The 21,277-nt window shown below is 39.0% G+C and carries 23 protein-coding genes; 1 reads left to right on the top strand and 22 read right to left on the bottom strand.

Annotation, left to right across the window (positions count from 1 at the left end):
* Positions 1-169: 169 nt before the first annotated feature.
* The 6 genes from BQ5321_RS16735 to BQ5321_RS16760 all read right to left on the bottom strand — a co-directional run bounded on the left by BQ5321_RS16735 (position 170) and on the right by BQ5321_RS16760 (position 5,141).
* The gene (locus BQ5321_RS16735) at positions 170-1,150 is read right to left on the bottom strand and encodes a biotin--[acetyl-CoA-carboxylase] ligase (protein WP_084786842.1); all 981 of its coding nucleotides are present in this window, start codon (positions 1,148-1,150) and stop codon (positions 170-172) included.
* Positions 1,135-2,334 (bottom strand): CCA tRNA nucleotidyltransferase, encoded by a 1,200-nt coding sequence (locus tag BQ5321_RS16740; protein WP_071395569.1) that lies wholly within the window; start codon positions 2,332-2,334, stop codon positions 1,135-1,137. Before BQ5321_RS16740 ends, BQ5321_RS16735 begins: the two co-directional genes overlap by 16 nt.
* Positions 2,331-3,476, bottom strand: coding sequence for an N-acetyl-alpha-D-glucosaminyl L-malate synthase BshA (gene bshA / locus BQ5321_RS16745; protein ID WP_071395570.1), 1,146 nt, complete (start codon positions 3,474-3,476; stop codon positions 2,331-2,333). Before bshA ends, BQ5321_RS16740 begins: the two co-directional genes overlap by 4 nt.
* Positions 3,477-3,550: 74 nt before the next feature.
* Complete coding sequence (mgsA, locus tag BQ5321_RS16750; RefSeq protein WP_071395571.1) at positions 3,551-3,973, bottom strand: methylglyoxal synthase; 423 nt, start codon at positions 3,971-3,973, stop codon at positions 3,551-3,553.
* A 15-nt stretch (positions 3,974-3,988) separates the two neighbouring features.
* The gene (gene dapB / locus BQ5321_RS16755) at positions 3,989-4,789 is read right to left on the bottom strand and encodes a 4-hydroxy-tetrahydrodipicolinate reductase (RefSeq protein WP_071395572.1); all 801 of its coding nucleotides are present in this window, start codon (positions 4,787-4,789) and stop codon (positions 3,989-3,991) included.
* A 16-nt stretch (positions 4,790-4,805) separates the two neighbouring features.
* Entirely contained in the window at positions 4,806-5,141 is a 336-nt protein-coding gene (locus BQ5321_RS16760; protein WP_071395573.1) for a nucleotide pyrophosphohydrolase, read from the bottom strand.
* Positions 5,142-5,320: 179 nt separating this feature from the next.
* Here BQ5321_RS16760 and BQ5321_RS16765 point away from each other — a divergent pair, with 179 nt between their 5' ends.
* Positions 5,321-6,193 (top strand): YitT family protein, encoded by an 873-nt coding sequence (locus BQ5321_RS16765; protein ID WP_071395574.1) that lies wholly within the window; start codon positions 5,321-5,323, stop codon positions 6,191-6,193.
* 45 nt (positions 6,194-6,238) lie between these two features.
* Here the strand turns inward: BQ5321_RS16765 and BQ5321_RS16770 are convergent, their stop codons facing one another.
* From BQ5321_RS16770 to BQ5321_RS16845, 16 genes are all read right to left on the bottom strand, one after another.
* Complete coding sequence (locus BQ5321_RS16770) at positions 6,239-6,913, bottom strand: zinc metallopeptidase (protein WP_234978422.1); 675 nt, start codon at positions 6,911-6,913, stop codon at positions 6,239-6,241.
* Positions 6,914-7,028: 115 nt separating this feature from the next.
* Positions 7,029-7,814 carry a sporulation protein YpjB gene (gene ypjB, locus BQ5321_RS16775; RefSeq protein ID WP_071395576.1) on the bottom strand — a complete coding sequence of 262 codons (786 nt, stop codon included), beginning with the start codon at positions 7,812-7,814 and terminating at the stop codon, positions 7,029-7,031.
* Between the two features lie 61 nt (positions 7,815-7,875).
* Positions 7,876-8,466 carry a lipoprotein heptaprenylglyceryl N-acetyltransferase LhaT gene (gene lhaT / locus BQ5321_RS16780; RefSeq protein ID WP_071395577.1) on the bottom strand — a complete coding sequence of 197 codons (591 nt, stop codon included), beginning with the start codon at positions 8,464-8,466 and terminating at the stop codon, positions 7,876-7,878.
* A gap of 122 nt (positions 8,467-8,588) precedes the next feature.
* A complete protein-coding gene (locus tag BQ5321_RS16785; protein WP_071395578.1) occupies positions 8,589-9,368 on the bottom strand; it encodes a menaquinol-cytochrome c reductase cytochrome b/c subunit in 780 nt (259 codons plus the stop codon).
* A gap of 45 nt (positions 9,369-9,413) precedes the next feature.
* Positions 9,414-10,088: a menaquinol-cytochrome c reductase cytochrome b subunit gene (qcrB, locus tag BQ5321_RS16790; RefSeq protein WP_071395579.1), complete on the bottom strand. Its 675-nt coding sequence runs from the start codon at positions 10,086-10,088 to the stop codon at positions 9,414-9,416.
* Between the two features lie 3 nt (positions 10,089-10,091).
* The gene (locus BQ5321_RS16795; protein ID WP_071395580.1) at positions 10,092-10,598 is read right to left on the bottom strand and encodes a Rieske (2Fe-2S) protein; all 507 of its coding nucleotides are present in this window, start codon (positions 10,596-10,598) and stop codon (positions 10,092-10,094) included.
* 180 nt (positions 10,599-10,778) lie between these two features.
* The gene (locus BQ5321_RS16800) at positions 10,779-11,243 is read right to left on the bottom strand and encodes a YpiF family protein (protein WP_071395581.1); all 465 of its coding nucleotides are present in this window, start codon (positions 11,241-11,243) and stop codon (positions 10,779-10,781) included.
* A gap of 142 nt (positions 11,244-11,385) precedes the next feature.
* Positions 11,386-11,928 carry a ReoY family proteolytic degradation factor gene (locus BQ5321_RS16805; protein ID WP_071395582.1) on the bottom strand — a complete coding sequence of 181 codons (543 nt, stop codon included), beginning with the start codon at positions 11,926-11,928 and terminating at the stop codon, positions 11,386-11,388.
* A gap of 39 nt (positions 11,929-11,967) precedes the next feature.
* Positions 11,968-13,233: a tetratricopeptide repeat protein gene (locus tag BQ5321_RS16810; RefSeq protein ID WP_071395583.1), complete on the bottom strand. Its 1,266-nt coding sequence runs from the start codon at positions 13,231-13,233 to the stop codon at positions 11,968-11,970.
* A gap of 62 nt (positions 13,234-13,295) precedes the next feature.
* On the bottom strand, positions 13,296-14,183 hold the full coding sequence (locus BQ5321_RS16815; RefSeq protein WP_071395584.1) for a hypothetical protein: 888 nt from the start codon (positions 14,181-14,183) through the stop codon (positions 13,296-13,298).
* Between the two features lie 113 nt (positions 14,184-14,296).
* On the bottom strand, positions 14,297-15,583 hold the full coding sequence (aroA, locus tag BQ5321_RS16820) for a 3-phosphoshikimate 1-carboxyvinyltransferase (protein WP_071395585.1): 1,287 nt from the start codon (positions 15,581-15,583) through the stop codon (positions 14,297-14,299).
* Between the two features lie 29 nt (positions 15,584-15,612).
* Positions 15,613-16,719 carry a prephenate dehydrogenase gene (locus tag BQ5321_RS16825; RefSeq protein ID WP_071395586.1) on the bottom strand — a complete coding sequence of 369 codons (1,107 nt, stop codon included), beginning with the start codon at positions 16,717-16,719 and terminating at the stop codon, positions 15,613-15,615.
* Positions 16,720-16,768: 49 nt separating this feature from the next.
* On the bottom strand, positions 16,769-17,872 hold the full coding sequence (gene hisC / locus BQ5321_RS16830) for a histidinol-phosphate transaminase (protein WP_071395587.1): 1,104 nt from the start codon (positions 17,870-17,872) through the stop codon (positions 16,769-16,771).
* A gap of 76 nt (positions 17,873-17,948) precedes the next feature.
* The gene (aroB, locus tag BQ5321_RS16835; RefSeq protein WP_071395588.1) at positions 17,949-19,016 is read right to left on the bottom strand and encodes a 3-dehydroquinate synthase; all 1,068 of its coding nucleotides are present in this window, start codon (positions 19,014-19,016) and stop codon (positions 17,949-17,951) included.
* Positions 19,016-20,185 (bottom strand): chorismate synthase, encoded by a 1,170-nt coding sequence (gene aroC, locus BQ5321_RS16840; protein ID WP_071395589.1) that lies wholly within the window; start codon positions 20,183-20,185, stop codon positions 19,016-19,018. The genes aroB and aroC overlap by 1 nt, the downstream gene beginning before the upstream one ends.
* 141 nt (positions 20,186-20,326) lie before the next feature.
* Positions 20,327-21,112, bottom strand: a complete 786-nt coding sequence (locus BQ5321_RS16845) for a CheR family methyltransferase (RefSeq protein ID WP_071395590.1) — start codon at positions 21,110-21,112, stop codon at positions 20,327-20,329.
* Positions 21,113-21,277: the final 165 nt, after the last annotated feature.

A 21,277-nucleotide genomic window follows, 5' to 3' on the forward strand; every position in this document is an offset into this window, starting at 1 on the left:
CCCTCTGTCCTGGTCCTATTTTCGGATCTAGGCAGATATTATTATTGAATCCATTTACTTGCATTGGTGCAGTTCACAACAATGATACCGCCCATAAGAAATTATAACAGATAAAATTAATTTTTGACTATAATAATATATAATTTTCACAATAATTTGTCAACAATTGTCACGACAGCTCAATATCTGCAGAATATACCAAATGAACTTTCCCTGTTTCATCCTCAAGCATTAAGGCTCCATCATCGGTAATGCCAAGTGCTTTTCCGTATAAATCCCCTTGCACCATTCTTGCTGTAATCATCTTCCCTATACTGATTGCATAGCTTTCCCATAAGATTTTAATCGGCTCAAAGCCTTCCTGTAAATACAAATCATATAAGTATTCAAGCTTCGCTAATACCAATCGAATTAGCTCAGCACGATTTATACTTTTTCCCGTTTCAATTCTTAACGAAGTTGCAATAGAGCGGAGTTCTTCCGGATACATCTCCTGTTCTTGATTAACATTCATCCCGATTCCGATAATGACCGAATTGATCCGATCACTTTCTGCCTGTAGCTCTGTCAAAATGCCGGTAATTTTTTTCCCATTCAATAGAATATCATTAGGCCATTTTATTTGCGGCTTAATGGAGGCTAATTCCTCAATCGCTTGTACAACTGCCACAGCTGTTACTAATGTTAATTGCGGGGCCTTGTGCGGCAAAAGCTGGGGCCGTAGAATCACACTCATCCATACACCAGTATATTTGGGTGAGAACCAAGTTCTGGCCATTCTTCCCCGCCCCGCCGTTTGTTCTTCCGCAATCACAACAGTGCCTTCAGAAGCACCATCAAGGCTCAACTGAAGGGCCATTTTTTGCGTTGAATCTATCTTTTCCTCGTAATGAATATTTTGTCCCAGCCTTTTTGTCAACAATCCAAGCCGAACCTCATTCGCCGTTATTTTTTCTGGTACTTTCACAATTCGATATCCTTTTCTTCTGACCGCTTCAAGCTCAAAGCCTTCCTTACGAAGCTCTTCAATATGCTTCCATACAGCCGTTCTCGTACATCCAATTAATTCTGCTAAATATTGACCAGATAAAAATTCATCCCCACTATTGGTAAAAGCATCAAGCAATCGTTTTCTTAGCTCTGATTGCACTTTAACAGCCACTCCCTTATAGAATCTCTATTATTGTTAACCACATTATTTATAACGGCCTTCTCAATTTGATTCAGCTTTTCATTTACCCATGGTCCGCCTGTCTTGTTACACCATTCCATTAAATCATGTCCACTAACAGCAAGTTGATGACGACTTTTGATGGTCAGCTTTTCATATTTCTCTGTCAGCTCTGCCATAGATTCTGATATGGGACGATGCTGATAAATATTAAAAATTCTTTCCGCAGGTAGAATGTGCTCATCACCTGCATGATAGAGATCTTCTCGATTCCATTGCGAATTCAGGCGGTACCGCACCCAACCGACGATGTGTTTAATCATTTTGATTTTTTTTACGGGTAGCTTCCATTTTCTTAAAAAATGCTCTGCTTCGTCGGTTTCAATCCCTACTAGCAATAATAATAACGACCAGATTTCAATGGTGGTTAATTCTCTTATATCGTACTGAAGCAATTGCTCAAGTGCTTTTTCTTGATTTCGCAGTCCTGGTAAATACTGATATAGACCTGAATCCAGCAGAAGCTTAAAGCCTGCCATTCTGTCTTCACCCTTCAGCAGCTTTTCAAACTCAAGTGTTTTTCGTTCTGTTGCAATTTTTTCCAGCAGTCCGGCATTTGCCTTTAAGGCTAAGAAGGTTTCCGAATCAATGGAAAAGTTTAATTGACTAACAAAGCGAACGGCCCTCATCATCCTTAATGCATCCTCATGAAAACGTTCTGCAGCAGAGCCCACTGTTTTGATGATTCTATTGTGAATAGCCTCTTGACCATAAAATGGATCAATTATTTGACCTTCCTTGTTCATCGCCATGCTATTCATCGTAAAATCACGACGTTTTAGATCCTCTTCCAGGCTACGAATAAAAGTGACATCACTAGGTCTGCGAAAATCATGATATTCTCCATCTGTACGAAACGTTGTTAATTCGTAGGTTTCCTTATCCCATAGGACAATGACGGTTCCGTGTTCAATCCCGACATCAATTGTCTTAGGAAAAATGTGTTTTACTTCCTCTGGAGTTGCCGAAGTGGCAATATCCACATCGGCGATTTCCTTACCTAGTATGTAATCTCGAACACAGCCGCCGACAAAATAAGCTTCAAAACCAGCTGCTTCCAATCTCTCAAAAAGAGGGATGGCTCTTTTAAAAATCGGCATCATCCCACTTCACCACTTTTCAATAATTGATAATATATTTGTTCATACTGCTCCACAATCTTTTCAGCCCGAAAGTGATCATTCACTATCTGGACAGAATGCTGTGAAAACACCTTATGCTTTTGTTCATCCGTTAGGAGTTGGACCGCTTTTTCTGCTATTTGCTCGATATCTCCTAACTCGCATAAATACCCATTAACACCATCCTGAATCACTTCAGGAATACCGCCGATATTCATCCCGATACATGGAACTCCACATGCCATTGCCTCGAGGGCTACAAGACCAAAGCTTTCTTTTTCTGATAAAAGGAGCATTAAATCACTGATGGAATACAATTCCTCAAGATTATCCTGTTTTCCGAGGAAAAGCACATGGTCCTGGATATCTAATTTTTCAACCAACTGGCTGACAATGGAAAATTCCGGTCCATCACCAACCAGTAAAAGCTTGGCAGGAATTTGTGCTACAATTTTAGCAAATGCCCTTACGACATCTGGAACACGCTTGACATTTCGGAAGTTTGAAACATGAATAACAACCTTTTCATGCTGATTGATTTCATATTCTTCTTTTAGATGACAAGTCGATATTTTATGATAGACCCTCTCATCGATAAAATTATAGACTGGCATGATTTTATTTCTTGGTTTGACAAGATCATAGGTTTCAGCAATTAAGGAATGAGACACGGCCGTAACCGCGTCAGATTCTTCTATACCAAAGCGAATAGCATCTGTTAACGATGCATCATAACCAAGTACCGTGATATCTGTACCATGTAGGGTAGTAACAATTTTGATATTTCTTCCTGACATTTGCTTAGCTAAAATAGCACATACAGCATGAGGAATTGCATAATGCACATGAAGTAAATCAAGTTTTTCTCTTCTTATGACTTCTGCCATTTTACTGGCAAGAGCAATATCATATGGTGGATATTGAAAAACAGAATATTGATTTACCTCTACCTGATGATAGTAAATATTATGATACATTTTCTTCAATCTAAAGGGCAGGCTGGATGATATAAAGTGGATGCTATGACCCTTCTCCGCTAGCATTTTTCCCAATTCAGTTGCAATAACTCCTGAACCACCAACAGTTGGGTAACAGGTAATGCCAATTTTGAGTTTTGTTTTCATACTGTTTCTCCTCGACTTCCTAATACACTGTCGGCTTTTTTATTCTCTTGCTTGTATGTATTTGTGCTACATCCTTACTCCATATTATTATCGGGTACTTCTCCTCTAACAATATTACGCCAGGACAAATCATTGCGCTCTAGGCCTCTAATCAATACCTCTCCTGTTCCCATATTCGTTGCGAGTGGTACGGAATACACATCACATAGTCGAATTAACGCTGTTACATCAGGCTCGTGTGGCTGTGCGGTTAATGGATCGCGAAAGAAAAAAACCATATCCATTTTATTATTGGCAATCAACGCTCCAATTTCCTGATCACCACCGAGCGGTCCTGATTGAAACCGAGTAACCGTTAGCCCCGTTGCATCCATTATTTTTTGACCAGTTGTACCCGTAGCAAATAAAGTATGCTCCTGTAGAATTGCTTGATAGGCAGTGGTAAAACGTATCATATCATCTTTTTTCTTATCATGGGCAATCAACGCAATATTCATTAGGCTCTCCCCGCTTTATTCAATAATATTTTCCAAACCATATACAAGTGTAGTAAGATTCTTAACTGTATCTACTGCTAGTTTTACTCCAGACATAAACGAAACTCGATCATAGGAATCATGGCGAATGGTTAGCGTTTGTCCTTCGGCGCCAAACATCACCTGCTGATGCGCAATTAATCCTGGTAAACGGACAGAATGAATGTGCATTCCCGAAAACTCAGCCCCTCTTGCACCTTGTAGCGTTTCTTTTTCATCAGGATGACCCTGTGATTTTTCTTCTCTAAACTGGGAAATCATTTCAGCCGTTTTTACTGCCGTTCCTGATGGAGCATCTAGCTTTTTATCGTGATGCAATTCAATAATTTCTACATCCTGGAAATATCTTCCTGCTAACTGTGAAAACTTCATCATGAGCACAGCACCTAAAGCAAAGTTTGGCGCAATAATACAGCCTGTTTCTTTTTCTCGGCATAGCTCTTCAAGCTCTTTAAGATTTTCTTTTGTAAATCCAGTTGTCCCCACTACTGGACGTACGCCAAATTCTAGTGCGGTTTTCGTGTGATGCATTCCAACCTCTGGTGTTGTTAAGTCAATTAGCACGTCTGCCTTAATTTCCGATAAGCATTCAGAGATATCAGCGAAAACAGGTACCGGCAATGCTGAAACACCTGTTAATTCATTTAATAATTTTCCACCATGCTTGTGGTCTACGACTGCGACTAATTCATATTGTTCGGTCCTCTCAACAAGCTTAACTGCTTCAGATCCCATTCTCCCCCGCGGACCTGCAATGATTATTTTTGTTTTTTCCATTCTTTTCCCCTCTTTCTTACGATTCATCGATTTTTGTCCAGCGGTCTTTGTCCCTCGTATTAAACTTTTTCATCACCCGGTTATGAGCTTCTTCAAGATCTATATGTAAGGAATTCGCAAAGCAAATCAAAACAAATAGTAAATCGCCAAGCTCTTCTTCAATCGTATTTTCCTGCTCTGTCGATTTTTTAGGCTTTTCTCCAAAGTAATGATTAACCTCTCTAGCCAGTTCACCTAATTCCTCAGTCATTCGAGCCGTCATCGCCAGCGGACTGAAATAACCTTCTTTAAATTGACTAATATAATCATCCACTTCCTTTTGAAGATCCTTTATTGTTTTATCATTTGACAAAAAAATCACCTCTAAAGCTGGTTAGGATAAAATATTTACTCTTCTATCATGTTAGCTAAACAAAGCCAATTTGACAAATTTTTTTCTTCTTTCAAAAGCTTTTATGAATTTGTTCCACCATCACTTTTCCTATATAATTATAATCGCTTTAAGGTCGTATTTGGAAGAGGAGGTATCATATGGTTTTTGGCATCAAATACAAAAATATTTTATTTATTCTCCTAGGTGCTAGCATCTATTCATTTGGCATTGTTCATTTTAATATGCAGAATAACTTAGCAGAGGGTGGCTTTACTGGAATAACACTTTTGTTTTATTTTCTATTTTATTGGGACCCTTCTTATGTCAATTTAATCTTAAATATTCCTTTATTTTTTCTTGGTTGGAAAATACTAGGCAGGAAATCCTTAATTTATACAATAATAGGAACAGTAGCCGTTTCTCTATTTCTCTGGATTTTTCAAAGGTATCAGATTAATATGCCTCTTAAAGAAGACATGACATTGGCTGCCCTCTTTGCAGGGGTGTCCCTTGGGGTCGGGTTAGGGATTATTTTCCGGTTTGGCGGTACAACCGGAGGGGTTGATATTATTGCACGCCTCGTCTATAAATATAATGGCTGGAGCATGGGAAAGACGATGTTTATTTTTGATGCCGTCGTCATTACCTTATCACTCATTTTTTATTTAGATTACCATGAAGCCATGTATACCCTTGTGTTAGTTTTTATTTCAGCAAGAGTTATTGACTTTATGCAGGAAGGCGCCTATTCAGCAAGAGGAGCGATGATTATTTCTGAGCGCAACGATGAAATTGCCGATAAGATTCTTCAGGAGATGTGCAGAGGAGTTACGGTGCTAAAGGGCTATGGTTCCTATACAAAACAGGACAGGGAAGTATTGTATTGCGTTGTAGCTAAAAATGAGATTGTTCGTTTAAAAAGCGTGATTATGGAGGTGGATCCGCATGCATTCGTATCCATCAGTATCGTCCACGATGTCATTGGGGAAGGCTTCACATTAGATGAAAACAAGAAGCCAATTGTTCATTAAATGAATAAAAAAAAGGATTTAGACCGAAGTCTAATCCTTTTTTTATTAATCCTCACTTTGCATTCCTGTATATATGAGTATCAAGCGAACTAGCTCTAATACAGCAATAGCAGCTGCTGCTACATAGGTCAGTGCTGCTGCACTTAAGACTCTTTTCGTTTCACTTTCTTCGTCATTACGAATAACACCGAGTGCCACACACTGATCCATTGCACGGCTTGAAGCATTAAACTCAACTGGCAATGTTACTAACTGGAATAAAACAGCTGCGGCCATAAAAACAATCCCCAGCAAGACAAAGTTACTCATTCCAAGCAGCATACCAATAATAATTAATATCCAAGAAAAGTTTGAACCAATATTAGCAACCGGCACTAAACTATGGCGTAAACGGAGAAAACTGTAAGCTTCTTTATCCTGGATAGCATGACCAACCTCATGTGCCGCAACCGCTGCTGCTGCTATCGAATGACCATGATAATTGTCCGAGGATAATCGAACTGTCTTTGTTCTAGGGTCATAGTGATCAGATAATATTCCACGAACTTCCTCAATATTCACATGATATAATCCATTTTCATCAAGAATTCTTCTTGCCACTTCCGCACCCCGCATTTGGGAGGATGAAGGCACATTAGAGTATTTTGAATAGGTTTTCTTGACCCGTAGCTGCGCCCATATCGGAATAATAATAATAATCGCAAAATAGATTAAAAACAATTTCTTTGTTCCTCCATTCAACATAAACTATTATCTACTATTGTAAGAGTTGTTATCATTCTATGTCAATCGATAAGCTTCAATGAAGAAACAGTCCTACTACTCTTATTATAACTCATCTGGAACGATTCTTACTTTTTTCCTTCTCACCCATATATTTTCTCCATCCTACATAGGATAATGTAGCAATAATGATACTTCCTGTTGAAATGATGACCCACCATAGGGATGGATCTGCCTCATCTGCTTGTAGATCGTCAAAAATTCCTTGCAATTCTGTTTCGAGAATAAGCAGCTCCTTCATTGAATTCTGCTGTGTTAATATATCCTGCCTGTAGCGGTCAATAAAATGAACTCTTGTATCAAGCCTTTGAAAGCGCTCTGTCGAAACATCAAGCTTCATACTCGGATTAATAATCTCATACAATGATAAAAAAGCATCAAGGTTATGATGAAATACGTCTCGATTACCATTAAAAGCAGCTTCCTTTACCTCATCAAATACAGCTAAAATCGGTTCCTCCATTTTTGTCCAAAGTGGGTGCTTTGTTGAAGAAATAGCGTCAATAACTAAACGAAATTTAGTTACTCGGTTAATCCTTTCATCCGGGTTCATGGTTACATTGGTGGTTGCTTCAATCGCCTCATTGTGTGCAATCGTGACAATCCGCAGTTCATCCATCGTAAATGTGTTTTCTTTTATCGTTACAGAGGAAAATTTATCTGAAAAAGCCTCTAGTATTTTTTTAGCATCCTCATATCTTTGTGATTTCGTTAATTGAAGTGCCTCATCTGACAGAGCGTTAAGCTGATCGATAGGTGACATATCCTCATCTGCTAAAGCATTGTTAGATAATAAAAGAATAAATAAAAAAAATACAATCCCAAGCTTGGATTTCATGCTTGTCCCCCCTCATTAGTAACAATGTATGAGAAACGGGACAAGGATAGACCACTATCATTTAGATCTTTAATTCATAGCGATTTTTTCTCACAGCTATCAGATAAGTGATAAATAATGAAAAAATACTAAGCCAAAATGTAAAATAACCAATCTCAGGTATGTATTGATTAAGCATGCTATATCGCGGAAGCATAAAGAAAACATAATCTATCACATCATTATGTAATGTCCAAATTCCAGCTACAACCAAATGCCAGAGCTTCATTCGATAAAAGGGTGCATATAAAAGACCTTGAACGGCCATTGCAGCATGAGAAAAAATCAACATCCACGCTGTCCAGCTAACCTCTCCACCAACGATAAACACAAGCAGGTTCATCACAACTGCCCAAATCCCATATTTGATCAGAGTAACGACAGCCAGAGCCTCAAATAAAGGCCAATTTTTTCCCATTAAAAAAGCAATCAGAACAAAAACGAAAAATAGGCTTGCTGTCGGACTATCTGGAACAAACAGGAGAAATTTCGCCGGTGTATCGGCTAATTGCCAGCCATACCAATAATATCCATACAGAGTTCCTAAAACATTAATGATTAATAAAAGCCATAAAAACTGACGATTTCCTAAGATTGGGTACAACCATTTCATCTTTACTTCCCACACCTCTCTCCATATCATACACATCTATCTTATCACAAGCTTACGGGCTTAGATAAATAATAAAATAGGAAAAAAGCCGACAGATACTTGCCGGCTTTTTTCCTATTTTATTATTTACTTTCTACACTTGAAATAAACTCTGCTAATTTCGATAATTCCTCATCAGTACCAGTAAATAGTCCTGGAGGCATTTTTCCGTTTTCAGAACCATTTTTAGCGATATTTGCTACTTCTTCAGGAGTTAAACCTGTATCAATTAAGGCAGGTGCAGCTGCTCCCCCTTCTAATTGATTACCGTGACAGCTTACACAGCCATTGGCCTCAAAGATTTGATAGCCCTCAGCAGAAGTATCAATATCAGCCTCTGCCACAATCTTACCTTGCTCGGCAGCAGCCTCCCAGTCATGAGTGGCAACTGATTCCCAAGTAAGATACGTAATACCTGCAATGGCTAATAGCATAAAGCCTGTTGCTAAAGGACGCTTTGACGGACGTCTTGCTGGTCCACGGTCAATAAATGGTGCTAATAATAAGGCACCGAACGCAAGGCCCGGGATAACAAGCGCACCGATTGAATTATAAGGACCAGATGCATAGCTATATTTTAATAATTGATATAAGAATAAGAAATACCAGTCTGGCATCGGAATATATGCAGTGTCACTTGGATCTGCAATTTTTTCTAACGGAGACGGATGCGCAACTGTTAAGCATAAGAAGCCGATAAGAAAAACCGCACCAACCATCCATTCTTTTAATAAAAAGTTTGGCCAGAAAGCTTCTGTTTTACCAGGGTATTCCGAATAATCTTTTGGAATATTCGGTTTTCTATGTTCAGCCGCAGGCACACGTGAATCGCCTACGAACTTCATACCTTTTCCACGATGCATGAATAGTCTCCCTCCTTTTAAGAGATATTAAAACAAATGTTATGATTACAATGGACCTGAAATACCTTGTTTACGAATCATCATAAAGTGAGCAGCCATTAAGCCGAACAGTGCAGCAGGCAGGAAGAACACGTGAATCGCAAAGAAACGAGTAATCGTTTGAGCACCAACAATGTCGGAGCTACCAGCTACTAGAATCTTTAAGTATTCCCCAATAAATGGAACTGACTCAATGATTTGAATCGTTACCTTAGTCGCAAATAGCGCTTTCATATCCCACGGTAATAAATAACCAGTAAGACCAAGACCAAGCATTACAAAGAAAATTAACACACCAACAACCCAGTTTAATTCACGAGGTTTTTTGTATGCACCTTGGAAGAAGACACGCAATGTATGTAAAAACATCATGACAATAACTAAGCTTGCGCCCCAGTGATGCATTCCTCTAACAATTTGTCCAAAAGCCACTTCATTTTGCAAGTAATAAACAGATTCCCAAGCATTTTTGATATCTGGAACATAGTACATGGTTAAGAACATACCAGATAAGATCTGTATTACGGTAATAAAAAAGGTTAATCCCCCAAAACAATAGACAAAAGCCGAAAAATGATGTGCCGGGTTTACGTGCTCCGGTACTTCATGATCAGCAATATCCCGCCATAAAGGCGTAATGTCTAAACGTTCATCTACCCAATCATAAATTTTGTTTAACACTGATTACGCCTCCTTTCGCGGCTCGGCTTTACCTAAGTACAGTAAACCGTCTTTTTCTTTAAATGGATATTCATCCAATCGTGCAATCGGTGGTGTACCTGGAATGTTTTTACCATCCTTTGAATACAGTCCCCCATGACATGGACAGTAAAAATGATCTGGATGAGACTTGTCCGTATTCCAGTCAACCGTACAGCCTAAATGTTTACATACTGGAGAAAGGGCAATAATCTCGCCTTTATCGTCTTTATAGACCCAAGCTGAATTCGTTACCTCTGACTCATACCAAGCATCCTTCTGTGTGAAAGCGAAGTCCACTCGTGTAGGAACATTAGTAATTTCACTAACTTTCTGTGGTGTTGCGATAAAATCGCCGCCGCTTGTATGCTTTAATACTGGATCAACAGCAAATCGAACCATTGGCATTAGCATTCCAGCAGCCATAAATCCACCCACACCTGTTAATGTATAATTTAGGAACTGACGTCTAGACACATGATTTTTGCTCATATTTCTCCCCCCCCTTTAAAACAATTTTAAATTAACACAATTTTCATACTAGGACATACCAATAATATATCAATATTTCAGTAAGGTCAATATAATCAGAAAATATATGTAACTTTTATCGCTTTTTTATTCACATTTTTCCATTTATATTTCATAATTTTCCATTTTTATACACAATTTTTATTCTATATTTTCCCATTTTTGGACAAATAAAGAGATAAGTTGCTGAATCTGGTCTTTTAAAATAGTATTCCGGTATTGCTGGTCCATTTGCTGAAGCGGGATGGTTGGCAGCCATATTAGGGAACCGGTCAATTTCGCTTCAACAAGCTTCCAGTCACTATCAGAAGTTATGTAGACAATGTGCTTGAAGCCTTTAGCCATAAATTCCCTTTCCCATTTTAACAGGTCTTGAAGTGTAGCGTCTCCGTCTGTTGACTTTAAATAGTTAAACCCGGGTAGCATGATTAATCTTCCTCTAAACTGCCTCTCTAGCTGCACTGACAAGAGATTAATAAACTCCGTCATTTCTGCTGTCTTTTTGATTTGTTCATCAAGTGCGACCGGATATAATGGCAATACAATCGTATCAACATATTCCTTCGCTTTGATGTACATATCGATGTCTTCGCTCGTCCACTTCATTCTCTTCACTCCATCTCTTTCAATTTCTTACTATTCTAACATGTTGAAAAAAAATGTCTAGAAGTCTTTGACACCCCAGCTTCGCCATTTAGCATCGTTTTGGACAAAATAAAAAGACCTGTCACCTACAGGCCTCAAATGGTTATATATTAAATTTTTTCAACTGTTCTGTTAACTTTTTAAATGCACTTTCATCATTATTGTCTAATGCCTCGTCAATTTGTTTGACAAGCTTTTCTTTCTGAAACCGCTTAATACTTGAGGAAAGAAAGTCTTCCGCCATTAACCGCTCTTTTTCACTTATCTGCAGGTTCTTCGGCATATATGGGTTTTCTTCTAATACGGCTGCAAATTGCGGAGCCTGAAAGGAAGCATGAAAATTAAGTTGAATAAAAATATCCTCATCTCGATTTAATCGGATGTCATGAAATGATTTTTCCGCATCTGTTGTCATCACATTTTCTTTATAGAAACGAAATGGGACATCATCCACACAATGTGTGGACATGACAATTCCCCGTGGACAAAATTGAGCTTGTTCAACAAAGTGTACCTTTTCCATAAGTTGATCATGACTCATTAAATAGTTCAAAATCCAAACACATTCACGTCTTTTTAATTGATAATGATTGAGAAACCAACGAATAAATTCCTTTTTCTCATTGACAGATACAGGGGCGCTCATGTTGATTCCCTCCTCTGCTTTCAGCAAATTTTATCCTAATTATCTAACGTCATCTGTTAGTCTTTGCCACACGTCTTGAAATTCTGTATTGCTTGGATCAAGCTTTATTAGTCTATTAAACACTTCGACAGCCTGTTCTCTTTTTCCTTCTTCAATTAAAAAATAACCATAGTCCACTAAAAAGTCCATACTGTCTTTATAAAAATTATATGCGTTTTCATAGCTGTTTAATGCCTGTGAAAAATTTTCCAGATTTTGATGAGCTACAGCTGCATCCCATAAAAATTGTGTTTCAATTTCGCCCCCCTCTTCCATTATATGAACAATTTCAAGAACGTCCTCCCATCTTTCCTGATGAAGCAGCAGCTTATTTAATGTCAAGGCAGCATCTGTAAGTTCAGGATCAAGAGCGATCGCCTCACGAAGCATTTTCTCTGCTTCTTCCTCCTTACCCATTTTCAATGCCAATTTTCCGGCATAAAAATATAAATCCTTATTATATTCATCATACTGAATTCCTTCTATTAGAGTCTGAAAACCCTTTTCCGGATCCTCTTCTCTTTCGTACGCACGAGCTAAATTCATATACAATGAATAATACTCAGGATCCAGTTCCTTTAATTCACTGAATTTTTCTATTGCTTTGCCATTATAACCTGCCTGTAAGGCTGTAAAGCCATAATTAAAAAGCGTATTAATCTCTAATTTATTTTCTAAAGCTCTTTCATAATAAGGTAGTGCCTCTTCAAATGCCCCGCCAGCACTGATGGCATCGGCCATTCTTTGATTCACATCCACTCCACCAATTTCATTTCTTGTTTCCAGTACATGTTCATAGCATTTTATCGCATGAGTAAATTTCCCTTCCTCAGCATAAAGCTCACCAAGGGCAAAATCAATAATAACCTCTTCCGGAAGCATCGTCTTTGCTTTTAGCAGTTTTTGCTCACTGACCTCGTATAGACCCTGCATTTGGTATAAATCGGCCAACAAGACGAGTGATTCTGGAAAGCTTGAATCCTGCGCATCGATTTTTTCCAATTCCAGAATTGCTTCCTCTTCTTTTCCAAGCTCAATTAATGTTTCCGCTAATAGAACAAGGATTTCACCCTCTTCCGGATAGATATTGAGCAGATATTCGAACAAGCTCTTTGCTTCCTCTAAAAAACCGTATTGGAAAAGCTCCTCCCCTAAGAGAAATCTTTCCTCATTCGAGCCGGCATTAAGAATTTTCTCATAGCCCTTTAGTGCCTCTTCATGTTGACCATTTTCTAATTGTGTAATTATTTTATTAACTGATTCCATATTTAAGACCCTTTCTATTTAAAAAGCGTAAAATACCCATGTTCATTATTATAGATGAGCTTTTAAGATTGTAATTTGATATTTATATTTTCACCGCACCCGGGCTGAAAGAAAACCTGCTTTCCAGCCCTGATTACCTTCCCTTTATGGACCGTTACTAGTAATTTTTCTTCAGCTGGTTCAAAAAGTGTACTCCCATCCAATCGTGAGATACTGCTGTATTCATATAGATTATAGCTTACTTCCCTGCCCTGTTGAATGGATGCCTTTACGGGATAAAGCTTGATTTTAGCCAGCTCCACCTCTTTGATTGGAAATTGATGAGGAATTTCATCCTCGAGTGACGGAAGCTTTTCTTTTTTCGTAACTTTTTGCCATAAAGCTTTGACCTGCTTCAATTCTTTTCTGTTATATTCTCTGGGGAAAATCGGTATTAAAGGACTATTCAACGGAAACATGGCTTCCCTAATCCAACCCCACGGTAAAGTCTCTAACTCTTCCTTATTTTTAATATCAACAAAAACAGCAGGAATTCCTTTCTGTTTACATTTTCTCATAAAACTTGGTGTTAATAAACGAATAGGAATCTTGACCCCGAGCAGATAATCAATCGGGGAGTTTAACAACCCCTTTTCACCTAGCATCAGCTTATTTCCCAGCTCGTACTCATAATCGATGCTTACATAGGTCAAAAGGATTGTACAGCCTTTCATAATGAAATGACTAGAATAATAATCCTTTTGTCGCTGAAATGATTCATCGACAGGGATTTGTGTATCAAATATAGCATATGTGGGTGTCATAATATAAGATTCTGCATTCATTCTCATAAACCTGTATTTTTCTAGAGATGATTTTATATAAGCAACCTTATTTTGTTCAATCATAAGGCTTGTCCGGTCCAGTTGTCCATTTATTAACCTATTTACATTCTCAATTATATACGCCATATGCTCACCTCTATAACAGTCATATGACAAATTATGAGGATGGAGCTTAAATTATTCATAGGTTAAAATAAATACACAAAAAAACTGCATCGGCCTGCAGTTTTTTTGTGTATTTACATTAACTTTTCTAAATCTGTAAAAAATTGCGGATATGATACAGAAATAGCCTCTTTTTGTTCCAAACTTACATCCTGTTTACAAATAAGTGCCGCAACCGCCAGCATCATCCCAATCCGGTGATCTCCATGACTGGACACAACACCGCCAGCTAATTTATTCTTCCCTTTAATAATCATGCCGTCATCGGTTGCTGTAATGTCTGCACCCAGCTTTGACAGTTCCTGTACGACTGTATCTATCCGATTTGTTTCCTTTACTTTTAATTCTTGTGCATCACGGATAACCGTTTCGCCTTCTGCCTGCGTAGCAAGCAACGCGATAATCGGGATTTCATCAATTAGGCGCGGGATTAAGTCTCCACCAATGGTCGTCCCTTTTAAATGCGACGTTCTTATGGTAATATCGCCGACTGGTTCTGTTTGCTCTGCCACTAGAGGTTCAATTGTCATGTCAGCACCCATTTCCAACATAACATCAATAATACCTGTTCTCGTTGGATTTAAGCCAACATTTTTCAAAGTAATGCAACTATTAGGCACAATCGCTCCGGCAACCAGGAAAAAGGCCGCAGATGAAATATCGCCAGGAACCTTAATATTCGTTCCTTTTAGGACCTGACCACCACGGACTGAAACAGACAGACCATTTTCCTCTACAGTACCGCTAAATTGCCTGATCATTCGCTCGGTATGGTCTCGAGATTTCTCTGGTTCAACTACTGTTGTAATACCATCTGCCTGGAGACCAGCAAGTAAAATAGCCGACTTTACTTGGGCACTGGCTACAGGTGACGCATACTCAATACCAGAGATTCCTCCACCGCGAATGGACAATGGCGTATACTCACCAAATTGTCTACCTTCAATTTTTGCCCCCATACTACTAAGCGGCTTGGTCACTCTTGTCATGGGCCTTTTACCAATTGATTCGTCACCGATAAGAGTGGTATGAAAAGGACGTCCGGCCAATATTCCCATCAATAGGCGGATTGTCGTTCCTGAATTTCCAACATTCAGCACTTCTTTTGGCTCCACCAGGCCATCCCAGCCTTTCCCATGGATAACCATTTGATCGGCTGTTTCCTCAATTTCTACTCCAAGCTGCCTAAAACAAGAAACCGTGCTTAAACAATCTTCCCCCATTAAAAAACCCGTAACAGTTGTGACACCTTCCGCCACAGCACCAAACATAACAGATCGATGGGAAATAGATTTATCTCCAGGGACAATGATATCCCCCTTTAATGAAGTAATATTTGTTTTCAATGTATGTTTACCCATCTTTTCCCCCTCTTTAATCTCGATCAAATTTAAGGACCAGTTGAAGTTTCAAAGCTTGTATAGTGTTCAATACAAGCTTTTGCACGAAGACGATCATGCTCTGTTTGAAAACTAATGACAAGTACGCCAATAATATCTTCCCTTGTTTCCCTAATTTGAATATTCGTAATGCTGATTTCCTCTTTCGCCAGATACCCAGTTATTTCAGAAACAACACCGGGGTAATCAGGCACATCCACGAACAAATCATAAAAGGCTGGAATAGCTCCCATTTGTTTTTGCGGTAGTTCATCCCTGAACTTTTTGGCACTTTCAAAATAACGATAAATTTTTTCACCATCCTGCTCCTTAAGCATCTCAGCCACTTCTTTCATTTCTTGCTGCCAATCTGAAAGAAGCAGAAGCAAAGTATCTTTATTATGAAGAAGAATATCTCTCCACATTGTCGGACTGCTAGAAGCAATCCTAGTAATATCACGGAAACCTCCTGCAGCCAAGCGCGTAACTAGACTTTGCCCTTGACTGGTCTTTTCAGCCTGATGGACTAAGGAGGCAGCAATAATATGCGGAAAATGACTGATGATTCCTGTTAAATAATCATGTTCTTCAGGAGAAGTTACAATGAATTTTGCCTTCGTTCCTTTCAGCCACAACTTCAGCAATTCAATTTTCTCCTCTGGCATATGTTTTTCCGGAGTTAATAGATAAAAGGCATTTTCAAACAAGAGCTCTCTAGCAGCGGATACACCGCTTTTATGGGAGCCTGCCATCGGATGTCCTCCGATAAAAGTAATGCCTTTGGCAGTTAGTTTATCTGCCCTTTTAACAATTTCGGCTTTTGTACTTCCCGCATCACTGATTATCACTGTTTCCTTTAACGGCAATTCTGCGAGAAGCTCTAGTATTCTCTCAGTCACTTGTACAGGTGTTGTAATTAATATTAAATCAGCTTCCTTTGCTCCCTCTTCAATGCTGCCTGCTATGCAGTCAACAACGCCCAGCATCTTCGCCAATTTTCCCTGCTCCTCATTGATGTCATACCCTGTAATCTGGCAGCCTTGATGCTGCCCCTTTATACACAATGCGAGAGAACCGCCTATTAGGCCTAAGCCAATCACGAATACACGGCCTTTCAAACCGGATCATCCCCTTATCCATCGCATTGTTAACATCAGCATCGTTCCTTTATTTCGTTACAGATGCATTCTCTGCTAAATATTGTTTCATTGCGTGTATGACTCCATTGTTCTCCTCGGCAGACCCTACAGTCACCCTAACAGAAGAAGCATAGCCTAAAGCATTGCCTGAACGAACAATATAGCCTTTCTTAAGCAAATATTGAAATACTTCATCACCGCTCGTTCCAAAATCGATGAGAATGAAATTAGCCTGTGAAGGGAAATAGTGTAATTTATGTTCTTCACAAAATTGCTCGAACTGTGCCATTCCCTCGCGGTTTTTCTGCCTGCAATGAACTACATATTCTTGATCATCGATCGCTGCAACGGCAGCAATCTGCCCTAATGTATTGACGTTAAAAGGTTCTCTGGCAGGTTCAAGAACACGAATAATGTCTTGATGTGCTATTCCATAGCCAACACGCAAGCTGGCAATGCCATATATTTTAGAGAATGTTCTTAACACAATTAGATTTCTATATTCGTTTACAAAGTCTTCCGCATTATAAAAATCATCAGCAACTACATAATCATGGTAGGCATCATCAATGACAACCAAGGTCTCCTTTGGTACCTTATTAAGAAACGCAGTCATATTCTCCTTTGAAATATAGACTCCTGTCGGGTTATTGGGACTACATACCCAAACAACAGCTGTATTCTCATCAATTGCCTTTACCATTGACTCAAGGTCATGTTCCCCGTCAAGTAACGGTATTTCTCTAACCTCGGCTCCATCGATAATAGCATTATGCTTATATTGTGAGAAAGTAGGACTAGCCATAACGGTATTTTTTCCTGGCATTAGAAAAGCACGGGAAATAATCTGAATTAAGTTATCAGCCCCATTTCCGAATATTAACTGCTCTTCATTGATATTTAAAAACTCCGCAACAGCAGTACGTAAATTCGTTGCATAACCGTCAGGATAGATAGCAAACGAAGTAAGTGCTGATTTTAGTGCAGTGACAACCTTTGGTGATGTACCAAATGGATTCTCATTTGATGCCAGTTTTACAACCTTTTCAAGTCCATACTCTTTCTTAACAGATTCAATTGGTCTGCCGGGTTTATACGGAGCCAATGACAATAATTGTTCTTTCCACTTCATAACAACATTCACCTCGTTCAATGATGATTTCTGATAAAGCTAAATCCGGTCTTAAAAAAGATAATCTCCCTTATTATTAAAAAAGACCCAATTCTAAAAGTATTTCCTTTTCTGATAATTCATAAAGTCCTGGCGAGCCAACTTTATTTAGAAGCACCATTCGAATTTGTTGTCCGACTGATTTCTTATCACCCTTCATGCGTTCAACTAGACTTTCATAGGATAAACCTTCAGGCACCTTTGTTTGATAGCCTAGCTTCTCGACCCACTCATATAAGTCACTTATGTCAAATTCAAGACCGGCATACTTTTTACTTAATTGTAAAGCAAACAGCATTCCAATCAAGACCGCTTCACCATGTGTCATTTTCCCGTAGCCCATCTCAGCTTCAATTGCATGTCCAAGTGTATGTCCAAAGTTTAAATAAGCTCTTATTCCCGTCTCTTTTTCATCTTCAGCAACAATGGCACTTTTAATTTCAATTCCTCGCGCCAAAAACCGCTCTAACTCATCTCCAGTAATGTTATCTAAAGAGTTAATGTGAGCCTTTAGCCACTGATAAAAGGCAAGGTCTTGAATAAGACCGTGCTTTATCACTTCTGCAAAACCAGACCGTCTTTCATGTAGGGGCAGGCTTTTCAGAAAATCGATATCATAAATAACCGCTTCTGGCTGATAAAAGGAGCCAATCATATTTTTTCCTTCCGGGTGATTGATTGCTACTTTACCGCCAACAGCACTGTCATGAGCCAAAATAGTAGTCGGAATTTGAATAAATGGAATTCCCCTCATAAAGGTGGCAGCAACAAAGCCGGATAAATCACCAACCGCTCCACCTCCTAAGGCAAGAATAAGGGAATGCCGGTCTAGCTTATATTTTAGTGCAGAAGTTAAGCACTCATAGTATACCTCAAATGTCTTAGCTTTCTCACCGCTTGGGACCTTTACCACTTCAGCCTGAAATTCAGCAATAGAATCAAGAATAACAGGGAGATAGAGCTCTCCTACTATCTCATCTGTTATTATTAGTATTTTCGTCACTGCCTTCTGTTTCTTAATTACTGCTGGAAGCTGCTGAATTACACCTTCACCGATATAGACAGGATACGCTTTTAAAGGAGTCTTAACTACATGCTCAATCATTAAAATTCCCTCGCATAACTGCGTTGTTCAGCAATATTTTCCTTTAATGCATCAAAACGATCACTGTAGAATTGATCGACGATTGCCTGCGCTAGCTCCCAGGCAACTACATTTTCTGCGACAACCGATGCAGCTGGAACGGCACAGCTGTCAGAACGCTCCACACTTGCAGAAAACGGCTCTTTTGTGTCAATATCAACACTTTGTAACGGCTTATAAAGTGTTGGGATAGGCTTCATTACACCTCTTACAACAATTGGCATGCCTGTAGACATCCCGCCTTCTAAACCGCCTAATCGATTCGTTTTCCGGTAATAGCCTTTTTCCTCTTCCCAGGCGATTTCATCATGAACCTCACTGCCTGGTATATGAGCCGCTTCAAAGCCGATGCCAAATTCGACACCTTTAAAAGCATTGATAGAGCAAATGGCTGCAGCAAGCTTCGCATCCAGCTTTCGGTCGTAGTGAACATAACTGCCGACACCAGCCGGCATTCCTTCGACAATCACCTCGACAATTCCACCAATTGAATCTCCGTTTTCCTTCGCAGTATCGATCGCTTTCATCATTTCCTTTTCTGCATCTGGATCAAGGCAGCGAACCGGTGAATTTTCTGTTATTTCTCTTAAGCTTTGGATTGACTCGTAGCTTGATATAGCTGATTTAACTCCACCAATTTCCACAACATGTGAAGCTACTTCTATTCCTAGCAGCGATAACATTTTTTTCGCCACCGCTCCTGCAGCCACCCTTACGGTTGTTTCCCTTGCAGACGAGCGTTCCAATACATTTCTCATATCACGGTGTCCATATTTTAAGGCACCATTTAAGTCAGCATGTCCAGGACGAGGACGGGTTACTTTTCTTTTTACTTCATCTGCATTCTCATCTATCGGGTCCGCCCCCATAATCTTGGTCCAATGCTTCCAGTCATTGTTCTCAACCACCAGTGCCACTGGTGACCCAAGCGTTAAACCATGTCTTACACCACTTGTAATTGCAGCGGTATCTTTTTCAATCTGCATTCGACGCCCACGTCCATACCCTTTCTGTCTCCTAGCAAGCTGAACATTTATATCCTCTTGCAACAACGGCATTCCCGCAGGTAAACCTTCAATAATTGTTGTTAATTGGGGTCCATGTGATTCCCCGGCAGTTAAATATCTCATCTTCTTCTTTCTCCCTTCAACTCGTTAAAGGATTATGTATCAATATAACATATGAATAAAAATTAGAATAGTAAGTTTTTAAAAAAATGATATGTTCATTAACTCCTTTGGCTTATTCATGAGCACATTGATGCAATCCTATTATTTTTTCAAAAGACTTTTTTTATAAAAAAAAGTATCTTCTACTTCAAATCCGTATTTACTTGGATTAAATATCTGTTCCGTACTTCCAACAAAGAGAATTCCTCCAGGATTTAAACTAGAGGCAAATTTATGATAGAGAAGCTCCTTAGCCTCTTCAGTGAAATAGATTAAGACATTTCGACAGATGATTAAGTCATAGGGACCGCCAAAGGAATCTGATAGGAGATTGTGCTTTTTAAACGACACAGCCTGTTTTATATCTTCAGAAACCTTAAAGAAGCTTCCTTCTTTAATAAAATATTTCCTTTTCATTTCTTCCGGTACTTCTTGCAATGACCGCTCAGGATAAACCCCTAGCCTCGCTCTTGATAATACGTTCTCATCAATATCAGTAGCGACGATTCTAATATCGGATATAGGTAAATATTTTGCCATCAGCATTGCCAAGGTATAGGGTTCCTCACCTGATGAACAAGCAGCACTCCACAAACGGGGCTTTTTGGTCCTTTGGAAGATTGTCGGTAGGATATTTTTCTCTAATACCTCCCATCGCTTATAATTACGATAAAATTCTGAAACATTAATCGTCATGCGATCTAGAAATTCATTTAGCAGAGCTTGGTTTTGGTTAATGACAGAAAAGTATTCATCAAAGGAGCTATATCCCTTTTTTTCGTATAATGAGGTTAATCTTCTTTTCATTTGTGCTTCTTTATAGAGGGCAAGATCAATTCCCGTTTTTATTTTTACTTGATTTATAAATCGTTCGTACTCGCCAGACATAGACATACTCCTCTTCTAGGATAACCTTAGTATAGCGGAAAAAGAGGAAATTGGAGACTATTTTATTTAAATTGTCTAAAAAAAGTTATACAACTATCACCAGTAATGAGATTAAATAAATTCTCCATTGGATACGTTTACAAATTAAAAAACACTTGCATTTGC

The sequence above is a fragment of the Bacillus tuaregi genome (assembly GCF_900104575.1).
In the GTDB taxonomy this organism is placed as follows: Bacteria; Bacillota; Bacilli; order Bacillales; family Cytobacillaceae; genus Bacillus_BD; species Bacillus_BD tuaregi.

What these genes read in the sequence shown, in the direction of transcription:
- aroC (WP_071395589.1), bottom strand. Translation starts at nt 20,185, where the DNA reads ATGAGATATTTAACTGCCGGGGAATCACATGGACCCCAATTAACAACA.
- BQ5321_RS16785 (WP_071395578.1), bottom strand. Translation starts at nt 9,368, where the DNA reads ATGCATCGTGGAAAAGGTATGAAGTTCGTAGGCGATTCACGTGTGCCT.
- lhaT (WP_071395577.1), bottom strand. Translation starts at nt 8,466, where the DNA reads ATGAAATGGTTGTACCCAATCTTAGGAAATCGTCAGTTTTTATGGCTT.
- BQ5321_RS16800 (WP_071395581.1), bottom strand. Translation starts at nt 11,243, where the DNA reads ATGAAGTGGACGAGCGAAGACATCGATATGTACATCAAAGCGAAGGAA.
- aroA (WP_071395585.1), bottom strand. Translation starts at nt 15,583, where the DNA reads ATGGGTAAACATACATTGAAAACAAATATTACTTCATTAAAGGGGGAT.
- mgsA (WP_071395571.1), bottom strand. Translation starts at nt 3,973, where the DNA reads ATGAATATTGCGTTGATTGCCCATGATAAGAAAAAAGATGATATGATA.
- BQ5321_RS16740 (WP_071395569.1), bottom strand. Translation starts at nt 2,334, where the DNA reads ATGATGCCGATTTTTAAAAGAGCCATCCCTCTTTTTGAGAGATTGGAA.
- BQ5321_RS16815 (WP_071395584.1), bottom strand. Translation starts at nt 14,183, where the DNA reads ATGGCGTATATAATTGAGAATGTAAATAGGTTAATAAATGGACAACTG.
- bshA (WP_071395570.1), bottom strand. Translation starts at nt 3,476, where the DNA reads ATGAAAACAAAACTCAAAATTGGCATTACCTGTTACCCAACTGTTGGT.
- BQ5321_RS16805 (WP_071395582.1), bottom strand. Translation starts at nt 11,928, where the DNA reads ATGAGCGCCCCTGTATCTGTCAATGAGAAAAAGGAATTTATTCGTTGG.
- BQ5321_RS16845 (WP_071395590.1), bottom strand. Translation starts at nt 21,112, where the DNA reads ATGTCTGGCGAGTACGAACGATTTATAAATCAAGTAAAAATAAAAACG.
- hisC (WP_071395587.1), bottom strand. Translation starts at nt 17,872, where the DNA reads ATGAAGTGGAAAGAACAATTATTGTCATTGGCTCCGTATAAACCCGGC.
- BQ5321_RS16810 (WP_071395583.1), bottom strand. Translation starts at nt 13,233, where the DNA reads ATGGAATCAGTTAATAAAATAATTACACAATTAGAAAATGGTCAACAT.
- BQ5321_RS16795 (WP_071395580.1), bottom strand. Translation starts at nt 10,598, where the DNA reads ATGAGCAAAAATCATGTGTCTAGACGTCAGTTCCTAAATTATACATTA.
- aroB (WP_071395588.1), bottom strand. Translation starts at nt 19,016, where the DNA reads ATGATTGAGCATGTAGTTAAGACTCCTTTAAAAGCGTATCCTGTCTAT.
- dapB (WP_071395572.1), bottom strand. Translation starts at nt 4,789, where the DNA reads ATGGAAAAAACAAAAATAATCATTGCAGGTCCGCGGGGGAGAATGGGA.
- BQ5321_RS16765 (WP_071395574.1), top strand. Translation starts at nt 5,321, where the DNA reads ATGGTTTTTGGCATCAAATACAAAAATATTTTATTTATTCTCCTAGGT.
- ypjB (WP_071395576.1), bottom strand. Translation starts at nt 7,814, where the DNA reads ATGAAATCCAAGCTTGGGATTGTATTTTTTTTATTTATTCTTTTATTA.